The following is a 17,326-nucleotide window of genomic DNA, read 5'->3' on the forward strand; positions in this document are numbered from 1 at the left end:
TGAATGTCATTACTAGCTAAAAGCGGGAGGAGGTGTATGGTTCGTTTATGTCATTCCTGCGGAAGCAAAAATCCAGCAATTAAAAGGTATATACACAGTAAGTTTTTAATATTAAAAGCTCGATTTATCTCGCTTTACCCTGGATTCCTGCTTCCGCAGGAATGACATCGAACAACCTTCTGCTATCAAATAAATTATTTAATAAGGAATTATATGTTAAATAAATTATGTAAGATATTATTTTTTATAAATCTATTATTAGTGACAGTTCAAAGTTATGCTTCACCTCCGTCATTACCGCCATCATTACCGCCGGCTGCCGAAGTAGATACTAAAGATAAGAATGTTCGCTCTAGTGCCGGTATTTCTTTTTTTGATAAATTTAAGCAATTTTTTAGTAAACCCAAAAAGAAAGATATATCCTCTAAACAAGCAAATGAACAAACTAAAGCAGCCCATCAAGAAGAACTAAAGCTAGTTTCCCAAGAGCCTAATGACAATGAACAAGCTGAGCCGTTTATAGATGTTGGTAATACAGCATTACCTAGCGCTACAAGTTATAACGTTCATACAAATTCCAGTCATGAAAGTAGTGTAAATTTAGTTTCTCATGACATTCAGGAATCTAATGAAGCCGAGGCATCTGAACCTTTTATAGATATTAGTAGTGCAACGTTACCTAGTGTTACAAGTAATGAAGTGCATGAAGAACAAGTTGCTTCTAATGAGTATAATGATACAAATTTAGCTTCTAATATTATAACTCCTAACGTACCGAGACCGGTAGTATCTATGCCTCCGGTTCACGCAGGAAGTTATGTAGTGCCTTTGCAGCGCCCAGTGCAAATATATAAATCAACCAATTTGCCTCCTGTGCATAAGCCTATTTCGCTTAATCCCCCTCCTGATGCTAATAAAGAGGAAGAAAGCGTAGCACCGATAGCACCGCCCTCTATACCTGATATGCCTGCTGTTTCTCTGCCTGTGGTGAGCCCCCCGGTAACCCAAGATACTACATCAAGTACTATGCCGACAACAGTACCTCCTGCAGGCACTCCGGTAGTACCTAGTAATGTACCTACACCTCCAGTAATGCCTACAAATCAACCTGCTACACAGCATATAACACCGACTAGCCCAAATACACCCGTTACTACTCCGTCTAAAGTAGCCCCTACAACCGATTCTTCGGCGGGACTCAATAACTCGCAAGAGACATTTGTAGCTGTTTCAGATGTCCCAAAAAAACAAAATTGGGATACGTCGCTTATACCCGTTGTTGTAGTGAAACCGAATCAACTTCAGCCTTTAGAGAAGCAAATTAATAATAATCAAATTACAAATAATCAAGAGAAATCGTCTCCGGTAAGTTCTCCAAATGTCATGATTCAAAAACAAAATAATAACGTAAATAATGAAATATCGGAGTTGGTCACAAAATTTGTTAAAGATGAAACACAAATGTTACTTTTACCTGATGATGATATAGTTCTTGGTAAACTAACAGAGCAGGCGACTTTAGAGCAGATGGATATGTATGCATATATAGAGCTATTCCAAAAGAAAGAAGAATGGATAGCAAGTGCTGCAAGAAGAAAAGTTGTAGAGAGTTTTATTAAATATAATAATGATATAAATAAAAAGAAAGATATTTATGCCAATCTATCTTATTGTAGTGCAGTAAAGAATGCTTTTAGAGCAGTGGATAGAAACAATCTTTTTGGGTTGCGTGCGTTACTTGAAATTTATCCTATATTGCAAGAAAAAGGTAGAAGCGGTGAGACATTACTAACTGCTGCTATTTATAACGATAATTACTATTTAGCAAAATTTTTGGTTATACGAGGTATTAAAATTTCTACTCTAAATGATGAGTGCCAATATCCATTAGATATTGCATTAGCTCAAGGAAACTCCAACATAGCTTGTATGTTAATAAAAGCTAAGGGATATAATTGATAAGATTATTTTTATCGTCATTGCGAACGACTGTATAAAATCCTGAGATTGCTTGGTCAAAACTTATAGTTTTGCTTCGCAATGATGTAGAATTTTCAAACAATTTCTTTAAAGCTTAATTGCTTTTCTATGTTAAATAGTTTAATTTAGGAGAGAAAATAATTAATTAAATCTCTAATATATGAGTGATTTATTCAGCTTTGACAAAGAAAAGCAAAATAAGCTAGTCGATAATAACTATAGTGCAAAAGATATTGAAGTATTAGAGGGGCTTGAGCCTGTTCGTAAAAGACCAGGGATGTATATCGGGGGTACTGATTCAAATGCTATGCATCATTTAGTATCTGAAGTGCTGGATAATGCTATGGATGAAGCAGTCGCAGGCTTTGCAAGTATCATCACGATAAAAATGCATCATGATCATAGTATTACTATATTTGATAACGGTCGCGGTATCCCTATTGATAATCATCCTAAATTTCCTGACAAATCAGCTTTAGAAGTAATTTTAACTACTCTTCATTCAGGAGGTAAATTCTCAAATAATGTTTATCATACTGCCGGCGGATTGCATGGTGTTGGAATATCGGTAGTAAATGCTTTATCTAAACATTTAGAAATAAAGGTTTATAAACAAGGTAAATTATATAGCCAAAGTTATTCTAAAGGAGAAAAATTAACTGATTTAATATGTGAAGAAGCATCTAAAAGGCTAAGAGGTACATCAATAAATTTCACTCCCGATCCGGAAATTTTTAGTGAAAAATTACATTTTAATCCTAAAAAGATTTATGAGCTTGCAAGGTCAAAAGCTTATTTATATCGCGGTGTTACTATAGAATGGGCATGCGAAGTAGAAGTACCGTTAGATATACCTAAAAAGGCATTAATAAGTTTCCCAAACGGTTTAAAAGATTATTTAAGTTCAAAAATAACTTTAGATAATTTAGTTATTCCAGGAATTTTTGCAGGTAATATAGAGTCTACGCCGGACAGGATAAAACTTGAATGGGCGATTTGTTGGCAAAATAACGATAGCTCGGCATTTATTCAATCATATTGTAATACTGTTCCGACTCCTCAAGGAGGAGCACATGAGCAAGGACTTAAGCTAGCTATTTTACGTGGGCTTAAAGCATATGGTGAAATGATAGGGAATAAAAAAGTTGCTAATCTAACTATTGAGGATATTTTAGAAACCGCAAGTGTTGTACTTTCTATTTTTATAGCTGAGCCGTCTTTTCAAGGACAAACTAAGGAAAAATTAGTATCAAACGGTGTAAGTAAACCGGTCGAGAATATAATAAAAGATCATTTTGACCATTTTCTTAGTAGCGATAAAGCTTTAGCTACTAATTTACTTGAGCATGTAATTAGCATTGCTGAGTTTAGAATCAGTAAGAAAAACGAAAAAAATATTTCCCGTAAAAATGCCACTCAAAAATTGCGTTTACCCGGTAAACTTGCCGATTGCACACGCACTTCACCTGAAGGGACGGAATTATTTATTGTAGAAGGTGATTCGGCAGGAGGCTCTGCAAAACAAGCACGTAATAGAGAAATGCAAGCAGTATTACCGCTATGGGGTAAAGTTCTAAATGTTGCGAGTTCTACGCTTGAGAAAATCGTTAATAATCAAGCAATACAAGATTTAGAAATAGCTCTTGCCTGCGGTAGTTTAAAGAATTATAAAAAAGAAAATCTGCGTTACGAAAAAATAATTATTATGACTGATGCAGATGTTGACGGTGCTCATATAGCTTCGCTATTAATGACTTTCTTTTTTTTACGAATGCCGAAATTGGTAGAAGAAGGGCATTTATATCTAGCTAAGCCTCCGCTTTATCGTTTAACGCAGTCTAATAAAACTTATTATGCAGGTGATGAAGAGGAAAAAGCTAAGTTAACGGATAAATTATTAAAAGCTAGTAAAGCTAAAATTGAAGTAGGTAGGTTTAAAGGTCTCGGTGAAATGATGCCTGCACAATTAAAGGAAACTACTATGCATCCGGAAAAAAGATCGCTTTTAAAGGTAACTTTAGAAGATTTTCAAAATGTCGATAAAATAGTAGATGATTTAATGGGTAAAAAGCCGGAAAAAAGATTTCAATTTATTTATGAACAGGCTTTAGTTAAAATGGATAAAATTATTAGTGAGCTGGATATTTAATCGTTATTGCGAGGAGCCGTAGGCGACGCGGCAATTTCGTCAAATATCCTGGAGATTGCTTCATCAAATTACTTCGTAATTTTCCTTGCAATGACACTTTGCTTAAAAACACACATATTTGGAGTATTATGTTATTACGTTTAATTATAACACTATTTTTTATTATAAATTCTATTTGTGCATTTGCAGAAGGAGAAAAAGAAAATGAAAATAAAATATCAAATCAGGAAGCTTATAAGCAATTTCAAGACGTATTTGAACGTATCGAAAAGGCTTATGTACAGGTGCCCAATAGGCAAAAAATGATAGATGAAGCAATTAACGGTATGTTAAACTCACTTGATCCTCATTCAAGCTATTATACCGATGAGGATTTAGAAGATATTTTTACTTTTACAAAAGGTGAATTCGGCGGAATCGGTGTTGAAATAATGTATGATAGCGGAGCAATTAAGATAATATCGCCTATTGACGATTTGCCGGCTTTCAAAGCAGGGCTTAAAGGTGGGGATTATATAGTAGGCGTGAATGACGAGTTAGTCTCTACGCTTGGTCCTAATAAAGCTATAAAAGAGATGCGTGGTACGCCTGGTACTAAGGTTAAATTGTTAATAATTAAGGAAGAAGAGGCAAAACCGCAAGAGCTAGAGCTTACTCGCGAAATAGTAAAAATCAAGCCGATAAAAGCACATTTAGAAAAAAATAATATTGCATATATACGTATAACTACTTTTAATGAGTCAACAATTTCTGAGTTGAAGGCAGCAGTAAAGAAGTTACAAACTGAGAGTAAAGATGACCTTAAAGGTATAATTCTAGATTTACGTAATAATGCCGGAGGTATACTAGATCAAGCTATTGCCGTTAGTGATTATTTTATTGATTCTGGTGTAATTGTAACAACAAAAGGTAGAACTACATCAAGTAATAGCGAAACTAAAGCAAATGAGTTTTCGTTAAAAGCTCCCAAAGTACCTATGATAGTTTTAATAAACGGTAATTCTGCCTCTGCCTCGGAAATAGTTGCCGGAGCTTTGCAAGATCATAAAAGAGCAATAATACTTGGCACTAAGTCTTTTGGTAAAGGATCAGTTCAGGCTTTAACGCAAATCAATTCTAGGGCTGCCGTAAAACTGACTATATCTAAATATTACACCCCAAGTGGTCGTTCTATTCAAGCAGAAGGGATAGAGCCTGATATTTTAATTGAGCCAGCGAAAGTTGAGTATCCAGAAGTGCAAAAAATAGATAAGCGTTTTTCTGAGAGTTCTTTAAAAAATTATTTGAAGAATGATAATGAAAAAAACAAAGATAATTCATCTAAAAACAAAGATAAAAAAGAAACAAAAGCCAAAAATAATAAACAAGAAGAGAATGAATTATCGGAATTATACAAAAAAGATTATCAATTTGCTCGTGCTTATGATGTAATTACAGGGTTGATTCTTAATAAGAAGCTGGAAACAAAAGAGAGAGTTAAACAAGAAGATAAGTAGAAAGGATAATATCATTCTCGGTTTTGCTGCATGGATAGATTCTTCGTCATAAGCTACGGAAAAACTGTAAGTTTTGTACGTACGCAATCTCAGGAACCATGGTTTATGAGATTGCCATGCTCCTTTTAGTCACTCGCAATGACGATTTGGTATGCAAGCAAGCCTTCCACAGGGATGACATCAGTTGAGTTCAAAATAACTACTAGGTCTTATAATGAACCATAATAAGTATATAGTAAGATTGTCATTCATTATATTGTTTCTTAATATTGTCATAAATATGATGTTTTATCGTTATTTTATGATAAAAGAAATGATAGTAAAACAAGTGGTTTTGGAACATACTAAAATTGTAGAACTTTACACTAATAATATTTGGAATACTCATCAGAACGTAATCAGTAAATTACATAAATTCGATTATTTAAAACTATTACAAGATCAAGATTTTATTAATTTTGCAAAGATTACTGCTCAATGGTTCACCAATCTTAATATTAATATTTCTCTCTACGATCGCAAAGGTAATAAATTCATCACTAGTAATATGTTACACATGTATAGTGTAGACAATTATAAAGATGATAGTTTGGTTGAGATAGTGACCGCAAAAATCGATAAATTTTTTTTAAAATCCTTTACTTCAAAAGCTCCGCTTCGAGATGCTTTTGAAGGTATTACAAGTCATATATTATTACCAAGGGTAGTAATAGAAAATGAAAGTGATTTAACAGTGGAAGAGGCTTCTTTTGTTACTAGCTATATCCCTGTTATAGATAATAATTTAGATTTTCCCGTAGATGCAGTATTTGAGATTAACACTAATATTACCAACCAGTGGCAAAATATAACCTCTCTTGAGCAAAAGGTTTTTATAACTTTTATCATTATTTTTATAATATTCTGCACTATAATTATTAGTAATACTAACTATGCTAGAAAAATTATTGAGGAGCAGCTTGAAACAAATAGAAATTTAAAAGCTCAAATAGTAAAAGTAGAAAAAACTAGCTCTTCAAATACAAAGTTTTTTGCTAATATTAGTCATGAATTGCGTACACCGCTTAATGCTATAATAGGCTTTTCGGAAATTCTTATGTCGGAAAGAGATGCAGAAAAAAGTAAAAATTATATTAAAGATATAAATGATGCTGGTAAGCATTTGCTTAGTATGATTAATGATATTTTAGATCTTTCTAAAGCTTCTGCTGATAAATTAAAAGTAGATAGTATAGATCTTGATTTAAATAAATTAATTAGTTCTTCGCTGATATTTATTAAGCCGCGTGCCGATCAAGCCGAAGTGGCTTTAATTAGTAGATTACCGAAAGAGCATGTGGTTATAAAGGCTGATCCAAAAAGGCTAAAACAAGTATTCTTAAATCTTTTATCAAATGCTGTGAAATTTACAAATTCCGGAGGAAGTGTTACTATTACACTTGAAAAAGATGAGTTAGCAGAATTAGTGTATATAAAAGTTATAGATACCGGTATTGGTATTGAGGAAAAAGATATCCCAAAAACTTTATCGGCGTTTGGTCAAATTGATAGTGAGCTTAGTAGAAAATATGAAGGTACCGGTCTTGGATTGCCGCTTACTAAAAAGTTGGTTGAACTTATGAACGGTAAATTTGATTTGCAAAGTAAGATAAATGAAGGTACCACCATAACAATAACTTTTACATATGACGGTAGTATTGAAATATAAAAAATTGTGTGGAATATTAAAAAATTTTCGGTATTATAAAAAAATTATAAATTTTTAAAAAATATATGAAACTGATTATCTTATTATTTACTTTTTTATTTTCTATGTTTTCTTTCGGAGAAAGCGAAACTATTAAAAGCAAGCCTTTAAAATATGCAGCAAATAATGATTTTGAAAATAGGCTAGATGAACAGGAACAAGAAATCAGAAGGCTAATCGGTAAAGTTGAGGTTTTACAGCATAAAATTGATATGCTAACGCAGAACTCAAATATTTTAAATCAAGAAGAAAATACTGAAGTTTTAGAAGCCGGTGCTTCAAAAAAACAAGATGTTTTTGATATAGCTTTGCTTAAAGATATGCTGGATGATGCTCCTAAAAAACCTATTGCGGTTAATAAGGATATAGCTTCTGATAAGCAAGCCTACGATTTGGCCCTTGTTGCTTATAAAGATAATAAACTTACTGAAGCAAAAGATAAGTTTAAAAATTTTATCCAAAAATATCCTAACAGTTCGCTAATTAGTAATGCTTATTTCTGGTATGGGGAATGCTTTTTTAAACAAAAAGACTATAACAGGGCAGCAGTTAACTATTTAAAAGGCTATAAAGAGTCACCGAAAGGGGCAAAATCTTCCGATGGGTTATTGAAGTTAGCACTTTCTTTAGGTGAACTAAAAAAAATTCAGGAAGTATGTAATATGCTTGCTAAGCTTGATAGGGAATTTCCAACTAATAGAACTGCCGCATCCAAGAAAATGGCAGAAGATGCTAAGATTAAATTTGGCTGTAAAAATAAATAAAAATAATAAAATATGACTGATATTTTGGATGAAGTACTGAGTGATCAAAATGAAGAAAAAAGGTTAATTTTTTTCAAAAAGCTTTTACCTATAATAATAATCATTTCTATAATAGCTATTACTATAATGGTTGTTATTAATAATAATAAAGATAAAAGAATTAAAAATAACCAAAAAAACGGAGATATTCTTGTTAAGACTATTGGTTTGGAAACAACAAAAGATAATGAAGAATTAGCTTTGAATACTTTAGAGAGTTTAGTTACTACTAGTAATACTAAAATCAAAGAAATAGCTGCATTAGAACAAGTAGCCATAAAGATTTCAGAAAAAAAATATTCAGAAGCGAAAGACTTGCTTAATAAAATTATTGAACATAAAGAATATTCCGAAATTTCTACTTCTTATGCACGTATTTCATGGTGTGGTCTTGTGATTGATGATCAAAATCTAAATATTCAAGATAAAGAGAAATTGACCAAATATTTAAACTATTTTGATGACGAGCAAAAACCTTTTTGGGCTACAGCAACTATTATAAAAGCTATGTGGGATATTAAGAATAATATGAAACCGCAAGCAGAAAAAAATCTAAAAAATTTATTAATTTCAAATAATGTATCTGATCTAATAAAAGATCATGCTAAAGCATTGCTTATAAATTTAAATAAATAATAATTCGTACTTAAGGAAAAATATGACAAAAAAAATAGCACTTCTGTTATTACCGTTTATTTTAATTTCATGTAACGGGCTTGGACCAAAAAGGGTAAAAAATATTGTTGAGTTGACTCCTAAATTAGCACTTCAGACTCATGAGCCTATATATTTAGATTCTAATGCAAATATATATGCATTTAATGCAAATATGCTTAAGAACAAACAGTATAGTTTTGCTAGAAGCAAAACGGTTACCGAGCCGGTTTTTATAGGCGATATGATTTATGCATTGGATATTAGATCGAATGTTTCTGCATTTTCTATAGAGAAAAATAAGATTATTTGGTCTTATAATTTAAGTAGACATAAAAAAAATAATTATATAGGTGGCGGAATTTTACACCATAACGGAAAATTATACGTAACATACGGTTCAAGATTGTTAGTAGTGCTAGATGCAAAATCAGGTTATGAAATAATTAGAAAAGAACTTCCGGATATTATTAGAATTAAGCCTATTGTACTCAATGATAATACTGTCTTAGTGCAAACTATCAGTAATCAAACTATTGCTTTAAATGCAGAAACTTTAAAAACCGTGTGGGAACATGAAAGCCTAGCAGAAGTTTTGTCGGCTAGTTATTTTATGACGCCGATAGTACAGTATGACAATGTAATAGTAACTTATAATTCCGGGCAAATACTTGCCTTAAATATAACAAGCGGTGAAGTAAAATGGAATTTTGAGTTTACAAATCTTAATGATCGTACAGCTATACCGAATTTGGACGAATCAAGTATTTTATGTACTCCCGTTCATGATAATATGAATCTGTATATAGCAACCGGTCTTGGTAAGCTTATTAAGCTTAATATAGCAACCGGCAGTGTGATTTGGCAGGTAAATGCTGAGGATATTCAATCAATGTCTTTAATCGGTAATAGCCTATTTGTAACAAATAATGCTAGACAAATAGCAGCCTTTAATCCTGAAACAGGGAAAGTAAAGTTTGTAGCTGATTTAAATAATGGACAAGATCCTAAGAAACTAAAATCTGCTGCTTTTTTAGTACCTTTTGTTGGAGTTGATAATAACAATAAGCGAAGTTTAAATGTTATTTCCGTTAACGGTGTTTTATATAGTTTTGATGTTGATAATAATAGATTAAACATGATACCTCATATTGTCAAAATTATAAAAAATATTCGTTATTATGGGCTAAGAGCAAATAATAATTTATATTTTTCTACCGATAGAAAAATAATATTCGGAAGTAAATAAATTATATTTAGCTTGACAGATAGTGGGTATTAATGCTATTAAGTGTATTGCTTGATTCTTTAATTTTAAATTCTAATTAAAAAGATACTATTGTGAAAACTTACTCGGCAAAGCCATCGGAAATTAAAAAGAAATGGTGGGTCATAGACGCAAAAAATATTGTACTAGGACGACTCGCTAGCAGAGTTGCTAATATGTTACGCGGTAAGCATAAGCCTAGCTTTACACCTCATTTAGATTGTGGTGATAATATAATCATAATAAATGCAGAGCATGTAAAATTAACAGGTAAAAAAGCAAATCCCAAAGACGGAAAAATATATTACAGATATACAGGATTTCCAGGTGGGATCAAAGATACTACGGCAGGTAAAATCTTAAGTGGTAAACACCCTGAGAGAGTTATTAAAATGGCCGTAAAAAGAATGATTACAAGAAATGCTTTAGGTGCTAAGCAAATGAGTAATTTGCATGTTTATGTAAATGGTGATCATCCTCATATGGCACAGCAACCTGCTGTTTATGATTTTGCAAGCCAAAATCCAAAAAATAAAAAGTAATAGAATATGCCCGAGTTAAAAATTAAAACAGAAAAAGTAGAAAAGCAGTTAACTAAAGAACCTTTAGTATTAAAAACTCCTAAAGAAAAAATAGATAATTTAGGTAAGTTTTATGCTACAGGTAAAAGAAAAAATGCTATAGCACGAGTATGGCTTAAAGTAGGAAAAGGAAAAATAGTTGTTAATAAAAAAACAATAGTCCAGTATTTTCCTTCTGAAACTTATGTAAAAACTATCTTACAGCCTTTTGTCTTAACAAAAACTATTGATCAGTATGATGTAATTTGTACTGTTAGAGGTGGAGGAGTTTCAGGACAGAAAGGTGCTATTTTACATGGAATTTCTAAAGCTTTAGATAAATCTGCTCCGGATTTTCATGCTATTTTGCGTAAAGGCGGTCTTTTAACACGTGATTCTAGGGTAGTAGAGCGTAAGAAATACGGACAACGTAAAGCACGTAAGAAAACACAATTCTCTAAACGTTAAGATAAAATTTGAGAAGTTACTAGTCAATTGTTGCATGGATCAATTTTTTTATTGTCATCCCGCGACTTGATCATGGGATCCAGCTTAAAATATTTAAATTATTAGTATTTAAAGTTGTTTTTTGGGGATACCGTGGTCAAACCACGGTATGACACTAAGTACATTTTCCAAGCCATGCAACCGCTTTTATCTAGAATGATACTTCTTAACAAATTATATAAACACTTTTCCCCTGGCGGGGTAGCTCAGCTGGTTAGAGCGACGGAATCATAATCCGTGTGTCGGGGGTTCAAATCCCTCCCTCGCTACCATTCATCCGTCTTTTTGACAGTTCTATAGTAAGCTGATTTGAACTTTGTGCTTCGTTGTTCATCCTCTCGTCTATTATATATATAGGCTCTACCTTCGTGCTTGTCACAAAATGGGGTTGAGTTTACTATAGTACTGTTAACAGTCCTATAGTTTTTAATAAAATTTTGTATAATAAATATTAGACTTCTTGCATAACCTATTTTATAAGGAGGAATTTGAAGGTGGTACGGAACATAGACCCGGAGCGTAGCCAAATCTATGTAAGGATTCGAGTACCGGATCAACATACAAATTACCTTTAGAAAGAGATTATGCACGAGGTCTATTTTATATATTAGGGTCTGTGAAGATCTCTAAAACGATTTGATTTAAAAAATATCTCAAAATAACAAATCAATTAGAAATCTTTACAAAGCCTAACATTTTATGAAATTGATTTTAACAAGTTTAATTTTATATTTATGAGCTTTCTTCCAATATATGCTAAATTCTTACCTAAAGGGTTCGTGTATCTGAAAGATATCGACCCTACAATTATTCAAAATATGCATTATTATTCAGATGAAAATTTTGTTGATAAAAAGGTAGATGGTTATAAAGCACCGGAAGCAATTTTAACTATAGAAACTGTTAAGGCTCTTAAAGCAATACAAGCTGAGATACAAAAAGATGGTTATTCACTGGTTATATGCATATAGACCACAAAAAACTATACAACATTTTTTAAGATGAAGCAAAATAATATTGATCAAAAAAATAAGGAAAGCTTTTAACCATATATAGATAAGTCTAAATGTTTTATATTAGGTTATATAGCTGAAAGATCTAGTACTGTAGATTGATCAACAATAAAGTTTCAGAAGGAAGTTAATAATAATCCTGAAGTCATTAAGAGAAAGCTGAAAGACGCGCGTGTTATAATCCTGTTTAGATGACAATACGGTAGACATGTATACTTCTTTTGACTTATTTGATGAAGCTTTACCTCATGACAGTAAATTAATTGATAAGCAATATTTAGCAAAACGTACATTCTAAGATGTAAAAACATAATTTTAAAGCATGTAAAATTGGGTGGTGGCATTATACACTTGCAGATAAGCCTTATAAAGATCAATATTTTAACTTTGATATAGAAAAAACTATGACAGTATTAAGTGAGAAAAGATGCATACCATGTATTTAATACCAGCTGATTCTAGTGAAAATAGTTATGACCAAAGTCTTGATAGAAATAAGGTATATTCTATACATTTAAAACCTTTTTCTAATGCCTCTACATATTTTTTAGATGAGTATTCTGATCATATCTTGGTACATATTGCTGATAAAAAGTATATTTTATGTGGATTGGTTAGAGAGCTAAAATTTGTGTTTGAAGATATAAATTCATGATTTTTAATGCCGGAAGCTCAAATTGATACGGTTAATTGGGAAACTGAAACAACAAATTACTGTCTAAGTAAATTTATTTCATGTAAGAGAAGTAAAAGATTTTATTGCTAATATAACTATATCTAATCTAGCAAATGCATTTACTGCACATATAATCGGTGATAATAATTATAACCTAACAAAGAATGATAATACATATTATATGATTGAATCTAGTTGTGATAAAGATATTAGTTTATTGTCTAGAGGAACAAATAAGTGTGTTGTATTTACTTTAGGCAATGATACATTATTTAGTGCTATAAATGAATGAATTGAAGGTGATAAAGAGGTAAATAGTGCTGCTCTACCAGTACTATATTTATCTATATTACAACAGCATAGTAACATTAAGTATATTAGGCACAAGATACATAGCTAATAACATTAAGGTACATATAAATTCTGATTACCATGATGATAGTGATCAACATAATATATGTTTAGGTCAAATAGAGGATCAAGAGGCTCTAAATAAATTAAGTATAGTAAAAGAAATTGAACATAATTCAACTGCTTTTACTATATAAAATTTTTACTGAATTAATAATTCAAATTCTTTTACGACGGCTTGATAAAGTTTACGTTTAAATGGTATTATAATAGATAAGAGTTCATCAAGTGATGCCCAACGCCATTGGTTAAATTCCGGATTAGAGGTATTTATATTAATATCTTCGTTATTTCCGGTAAACCTAATTAAAAACCAGCGTTGTTTTTGTCCACGAAAATTACCGTTCCACAGTTTAGGTATTAAAAAGCTTGGTACATCATAACTATACCAGAATTTGCTTTCGGCAATAATATATCCTTTATCGCTACCTATTTCTTCTAACATCTCACGCATTGCTGCAATACTTGGTGTTTCGCCAGGAACTATCCCACCTTGCGGCATTTGCCATGCAGATATTTTTGTATCTATTCTTTTACCGACGAATATATGGTTATCGGCATTTAATATCATCATGCCGACTCCTGGTCTATATGGTAAATCAAGATGTTTTTTAGAAGAATTACTCATTATTTTTTTACTTTAAAAAATCAATTATAATTTTACTACTTTATTTTTACCCGTTGCTTTAGCTTCATACATAGCTTTGTCAGCACGTTCAATGAAAGATTCTATTGATTCTTCTTTTTTATATTTCGTAACTCCGATTGAAATAGTTGTTTTTAAAGGTTCAATTTGATCTTCAATATGAAAATCCATATATTCTATTTTAACTCTAACTCTCTCCGCAGTTTCAATTGCTTTAGAAATATCTATATTCGTTAAGAGTATAGTAAATTCTTCACCGCCGAATCTTGCTATTAAGTCTGTTACTCTGAGAGTATTCTTCAAAATACGGGATACAATTGTTAAAACCTTATCACCTGCTTGATGACCGTAAGTATCGTTTACATGTTTAAAATTGTCGATATCGCACATAAGTAAATATAATTTAATACTTTCTTTATTAGCTTTCTCAATCATTTGTTTAAGATGTATATCGAAATAGCGACGATTAAATAAGCCGGTTAGACTGTCTTTAGCTGCTAAATTGACACTTTGTTCAAGATCATTACGTAAATTATCTTGATATTGTTTACGTCTTAATTGTGTTCTAATTCTAGCAAGCAATTCGCTTTCCTCTATAGGATAAACGAAATAATCATTAATACCGAGTTCAATACCTTTCACAACCGAAGACATACCGTCTTCATCAATTTGTAAAATTATTACTACGCCGTTTATTTCTGCTTTACCTCTTAAAATAACACTGATTCTCAAAGGATCGTCATTTTCGAGCGTACTACTGATAATTACTAAATCAGGGGTATATTCATTTATAATATCTAATTCATCAGAATTACTTATTACCTTTACGTTTTGGGTAATCTTAAGTAACATTTGTTTTATATTTTTAGCTTGTACCACATCATCATTAATTAGTAATATTTTTTTATCTGCAAAAGTGTCATGCATTTCAATATTTGTTATGCCTAATAATGCATTAGTGCTATTACGAAGCTTTAACTCATCAATTAAGCTTTTCATTCTAGATAGCGATTTAAGTCTTACAAATAGAGCAGTATCATTAATCGGCTTTGTTAAAAACTCATCAGCTCCTGCTTCAAGACCTTTAACTCGATCATCAATATCGGAAAGTGCAGTTACCATTACAACCGGTATATGAGTAGTTCCCGGATCGGTTTTTATCGTTTTACATACCTCAAATCCATCCATTCCCGGCATCATAACATCAAGCAGTATAATATCAATTTGTCCTTTTTTAAGCATTGCTAGTGCTTCTTTGCCGCTATTTGCAGTAAGAACCGTATAATACTCTTTTAAAAGTTTTGCTGTTAGTAACTTAATATTGGGTTCTATATCATCTACTACTAATATTGTGGTCATAAGATTAAATTCTTGTTTTTAAAGGAAATAATTTATATATTTATACTTTAATTTTAAGTCTTAAATGTATGATATATGAAAATTTCAGCAAATTCAATTAGAACAGGTAACATATTAGTTTATAATAATGATTTATGGGTTGTCAACAAAACACCGGAACATACTCAACCCGGGAAAGGTGGAGCTTATGTACAAGTTGAGATGAAAAATTTAAAAACAGGGATAAAGCGTAACGAAAGATTCAGTTCTTCCGATTATTTAGAAAAAGCCGGACTTGAACAAAAAGATTATCAATTTTTATATTTTGAAGGTGATGATTTGGTATTAATGGATACCAAACATTTTGATCAAATAAGTATTCCCAAGGAAATGTTAGAAGAAAAATTATCTTTCTTAACTGAAAATATGATTGTTAAAGTCGAATTTTATAATGACAAGCCTTTAAATATTGAGCTTCCTCCAACTGTTATACTTGAAATTAGTGAAACTGATCCGGTAATAAAAGGAGCAACCGCTACCGCTTCTTATAAACCAGCAATTTTAGAAAACGGTATTAAAATTAAGGTCCCGCACTATTTAGAAATAGGAGCAAAAATTGTTGTTAAAACTGATGATATGACATATGTCGAGCGAGCGAAGTAAGCTGTTTTATTGAACTATGGATGTCATCCCAGCGAAGGTATTGCCCATATGTGGATACCATCCTGTCATTGTAAGCAGCTGTAAGCTGCGTGGCAATCTCATCAAATATCCTGAGATTGCTTGCTCAAAACTTACAGTTTTCCTTTGCAATGACAACTTTCAGCATCCACTCAGGCAATGCTTTTAGCTAGGAATGGTATCGATTTTTTAAAGCCATACGACATAATTTCTAAAACTAATATCTTAAATTAAAAATATCAAATGCAACCTATAACTAATTTATTAATTAATGCTCTGCGTAAAGCTGTTAAGTTTTTGCATAGAGATTTTTTAGAACTCGAAATGCTACAAAAAAATTCTGTAAGAAATGAAGAATTTTGTAAGCGATCTTATTTAAAATTAAAAACTTTATTATGTGAAGAATTACAAAAACATACACAATATTTATTTTTTCTGGAGGATAAATTCGATTTAAATAATAATTATGAGAGTGTTTTTTTAATTAATCCTATAGATAGCCCAAATAATTTCACCAGAAGCATACCTTTTTTTGCGATATCCGTAACTTATTTAAAAAGGAATCAAGACGTTTTAACTCCTACTTCTACAGTAATATATTTTCCTGCTCTTAATGAAATTTATTATGCTGAAAAAGGTAAGGGAGCTTGGATAGAAAAAAATAATTTAAACTCTAATTATCAAGGATTAAGGCTTAGAGTTTCCGATAATGCCGATTTAAAAAACTGTTTAGCAATTATTGAAGATGTAAATCATAATGATTTGGAGGAGATAAAGGTAGAGAATATTAGATCTTTTGGTTCTCCTTGCTATGGTGCTATGCTTGTAGCATCAGGTAAAGCGGATTTAATATGTTTATCATTATTAAATTTTACATTATATTATGCATTTGAGCTTTTTATTAAGGAAGCAGGTGGGATAATTATAGATTCTAGCGATAAATTTCTATATTCAAATCATTATATTGCTAAAAAACTTAAAAAATATTAGACAAGAAATTATTTTAGATTTGCATTTTTATTGTTATAATAATATTAATATAATTATTAGTTCATAAAGTTATGGCACATTATAAAGAGTTTGAATTTGACTGCGATTTTAGTGGACAAAGCGCCAAGTTTAAGTTTTATATAGGTACGCCTCAAGAAGGGCATCATCCGCTACAATTTCAAGCAAAATGGTTATCTGAAGAAAGAGGTGGTACTATTCCTGATGATGTTATGAAAGCAATATCACAGCTAAATGATCTTGCCAAAAAAAATGGTGTCCCACTCCCGGATTTATGCGTATATGCTCTTGGTTCTGCGCAAGAAGCCCAAGCTATCTTTCAAGACGAAGATAAAAACGAGAGTGAGCACCAAGAGGATCAAGCAGAGCAGGTATAGTTAAAAATAATAA

The 17,326-nt window shown here is 31.6% G+C and carries 14 protein-coding genes, 1 tRNA gene and 4 pseudogenes; 17 read left to right on the forward strand and 2 right to left on the reverse strand.

Features of this window, described 5'->3' with window-relative positions; translation table 11 throughout:
* Nucleotides 1-3: 3 nt before the first annotated feature.
* The 14 genes and pseudogenes from QUD19_RS03780 to QUD19_RS03845 all read left to right on the forward strand — a co-directional run.
* Nucleotides 4-224, forward strand: a pseudogene (locus tag QUD19_RS03780) (hypothetical protein).
* Nucleotides 214-1,959: an ankyrin repeat domain-containing protein gene (locus QUD19_RS03785; RefSeq protein WP_498807383.1), complete on the forward strand. Its 1,746-nt coding sequence runs from the start codon at nucleotides 214-216 to the stop codon at nucleotides 1,957-1,959. Before QUD19_RS03780 ends, QUD19_RS03785 begins: the two are co-directional and overlap by 11 nt.
* Nucleotides 1,960-2,140: 181 nt before the next feature.
* Nucleotides 2,141-4,129: a DNA topoisomerase IV subunit B gene (gene parE, locus QUD19_RS03790; protein ID WP_498807385.1), complete on the forward strand. Its 1,989-nt coding sequence runs from the start codon at nucleotides 2,141-2,143 to the stop codon at nucleotides 4,127-4,129.
* 128 nt (nucleotides 4,130-4,257) lie between these two features.
* On the forward strand, nucleotides 4,258-5,625 hold the full coding sequence (locus QUD19_RS03795) for a S41 family peptidase (RefSeq protein WP_498808668.1): 1,368 nt from the start codon (nucleotides 4,258-4,260) through the stop codon (nucleotides 5,623-5,625).
* Between the two features lie 214 nt (nucleotides 5,626-5,839).
* On the forward strand, nucleotides 5,840-7,333 hold the full coding sequence (locus QUD19_RS03800; protein ID WP_498807387.1) for a sensor histidine kinase: 1,494 nt from the start codon (nucleotides 5,840-5,842) through the stop codon (nucleotides 7,331-7,333).
* Nucleotides 7,334-7,398: 65 nt separating this feature from the next.
* The gene (ybgF, locus tag QUD19_RS03805) at nucleotides 7,399-8,136 is read left to right on the forward strand and encodes a tol-pal system protein YbgF (RefSeq protein WP_498807389.1); all 738 of its coding nucleotides are present in this window, start codon (nucleotides 7,399-7,401) and stop codon (nucleotides 8,134-8,136) included.
* Nucleotides 8,137-8,148: 12 nt separating this feature from the next.
* On the forward strand, nucleotides 8,149-8,811 hold the full coding sequence (locus QUD19_RS03810; RefSeq protein WP_498807391.1) for a DUF2659 family protein: 663 nt from the start codon (nucleotides 8,149-8,151) through the stop codon (nucleotides 8,809-8,811).
* Nucleotides 8,812-8,833: 22 nt separating this feature from the next.
* Nucleotides 8,834-10,078, forward strand: coding sequence for an outer membrane protein assembly factor BamB (locus tag QUD19_RS03815; RefSeq protein WP_498807393.1), 1,245 nt, complete (start codon nucleotides 8,834-8,836; stop codon nucleotides 10,076-10,078).
* 92 nt (nucleotides 10,079-10,170) lie between these two features.
* Nucleotides 10,171-10,638 carry a 50S ribosomal protein L13 gene (gene rplM / locus QUD19_RS03820; RefSeq protein ID WP_498807395.1) on the forward strand — a complete coding sequence of 156 codons (468 nt, stop codon included), beginning with the start codon at nucleotides 10,171-10,173 and terminating at the stop codon, nucleotides 10,636-10,638.
* A 6-nt stretch (nucleotides 10,639-10,644) separates the two neighbouring features.
* Nucleotides 10,645-11,124: a 30S ribosomal protein S9 gene (gene rpsI / locus QUD19_RS03825; RefSeq protein ID WP_498807396.1), complete on the forward strand. Its 480-nt coding sequence runs from the start codon at nucleotides 10,645-10,647 to the stop codon at nucleotides 11,122-11,124.
* 234 nt (nucleotides 11,125-11,358) lie between these two features.
* Nucleotides 11,359-11,435 (forward strand) — tRNA-Met (locus tag QUD19_RS03830).
* Nucleotides 11,436-11,862: 427 nt separating this feature from the next.
* Nucleotides 11,863-12,059, forward strand: a pseudogene (locus QUD19_RS03835) (D-alanyl-D-alanine dipeptidase); the annotation flags it as partial.
* A 325-nt stretch (nucleotides 12,060-12,384) separates the two neighbouring features.
* A pseudogene (locus QUD19_RS03840) lies at nucleotides 12,385-12,478 on the forward strand (M15 family metallopeptidase domain-containing protein); the annotation flags it as partial.
* A 140-nt stretch (nucleotides 12,479-12,618) separates the two neighbouring features.
* A pseudogene (locus tag QUD19_RS03845) lies at nucleotides 12,619-12,831 on the forward strand (hypothetical protein); the annotation flags it as partial.
* 574 nt (nucleotides 12,832-13,405) lie between these two features.
* Here the strand turns inward: QUD19_RS03845 and QUD19_RS03850 are convergent.
* Nucleotides 13,406-13,891, reverse strand: coding sequence for an RNA pyrophosphohydrolase (locus QUD19_RS03850; protein ID WP_498807398.1), 486 nt, complete (start codon nucleotides 13,889-13,891; stop codon nucleotides 13,406-13,408).
* 24 nt (nucleotides 13,892-13,915) lie between these two features.
* A complete protein-coding gene (locus QUD19_RS03855) occupies nucleotides 13,916-15,268 on the reverse strand; it encodes a PleD family two-component system response regulator (RefSeq protein ID WP_498807400.1) in 1,353 nt (450 codons plus the stop codon).
* A gap of 75 nt (nucleotides 15,269-15,343) precedes the next feature.
* On the opposite strand from QUD19_RS03855, the gene efp reads away from it, so the two are divergent.
* From efp to QUD19_RS03870, 3 genes are all read left to right on the forward strand, one after another.
* Nucleotides 15,344-15,910, forward strand: a complete 567-nt coding sequence (efp, locus tag QUD19_RS03860; protein WP_498807402.1) for an elongation factor P — start codon at nucleotides 15,344-15,346, stop codon at nucleotides 15,908-15,910.
* A 261-nt stretch (nucleotides 15,911-16,171) separates the two neighbouring features.
* Nucleotides 16,172-16,918: an inositol monophosphatase family protein gene (locus tag QUD19_RS03865; RefSeq protein WP_498807404.1), complete on the forward strand. Its 747-nt coding sequence runs from the start codon at nucleotides 16,172-16,174 to the stop codon at nucleotides 16,916-16,918.
* A gap of 71 nt (nucleotides 16,919-16,989) precedes the next feature.
* The gene (locus QUD19_RS03870; protein WP_498807406.1) at nucleotides 16,990-17,313 is read left to right on the forward strand and encodes a DUF2610 domain-containing protein; all 324 of its coding nucleotides are present in this window, start codon (nucleotides 16,990-16,992) and stop codon (nucleotides 17,311-17,313) included.
* Nucleotides 17,314-17,326 lie beyond the last annotated feature (13 nt).

The organism is Candidatus Rickettsia kotlanii (genome assembly GCA_030295365.1).
In the GTDB taxonomy this organism is placed as follows: Bacteria; Pseudomonadota; Alphaproteobacteria; order Rickettsiales; family Rickettsiaceae; genus Rickettsia; species Rickettsia kotlanii.

Coding starts and splice junctions, on each gene's coding strand:
- QUD19_RS03870 (WP_498807406.1), top strand. CDS start 16,990: ATGGCACATTATAAAGAGTTTGAATTTGACTGCGATTTTAGTGGACAA.
- QUD19_RS03785 (WP_498807383.1), top strand. CDS start 214: ATGTTAAATAAATTATGTAAGATATTATTTTTTATAAATCTATTATTA.
- ybgF (WP_498807389.1), top strand. CDS start 7,399: ATGAAACTGATTATCTTATTATTTACTTTTTTATTTTCTATGTTTTCT.
- QUD19_RS03815 (WP_498807393.1), top strand. CDS start 8,834: ATGACAAAAAAAATAGCACTTCTGTTATTACCGTTTATTTTAATTTCA.
- QUD19_RS03800 (WP_498807387.1), top strand. CDS start 5,840: ATGAACCATAATAAGTATATAGTAAGATTGTCATTCATTATATTGTTT.
- efp (WP_498807402.1), top strand. CDS start 15,344: ATGAAAATTTCAGCAAATTCAATTAGAACAGGTAACATATTAGTTTAT.
- QUD19_RS03855 (WP_498807400.1), bottom strand. CDS start 15,268: ATGACCACAATATTAGTAGTAGATGATATAGAACCCAATATTAAGTTA.
- rpsI (WP_498807396.1), top strand. CDS start 10,645: ATGCCCGAGTTAAAAATTAAAACAGAAAAAGTAGAAAAGCAGTTAACT.
- parE (WP_498807385.1), top strand. CDS start 2,141: ATGAGTGATTTATTCAGCTTTGACAAAGAAAAGCAAAATAAGCTAGTC.
- QUD19_RS03810 (WP_498807391.1), top strand. CDS start 8,149: ATGACTGATATTTTGGATGAAGTACTGAGTGATCAAAATGAAGAAAAA.
- QUD19_RS03865 (WP_498807404.1), top strand. CDS start 16,172: ATGCAACCTATAACTAATTTATTAATTAATGCTCTGCGTAAAGCTGTT.
- QUD19_RS03850 (WP_498807398.1), bottom strand. CDS start 13,891: ATGAGTAATTCTTCTAAAAAACATCTTGATTTACCATATAGACCAGGA.
- QUD19_RS03795 (WP_498808668.1), top strand. CDS start 4,258: ATGTTATTACGTTTAATTATAACACTATTTTTTATTATAAATTCTATT.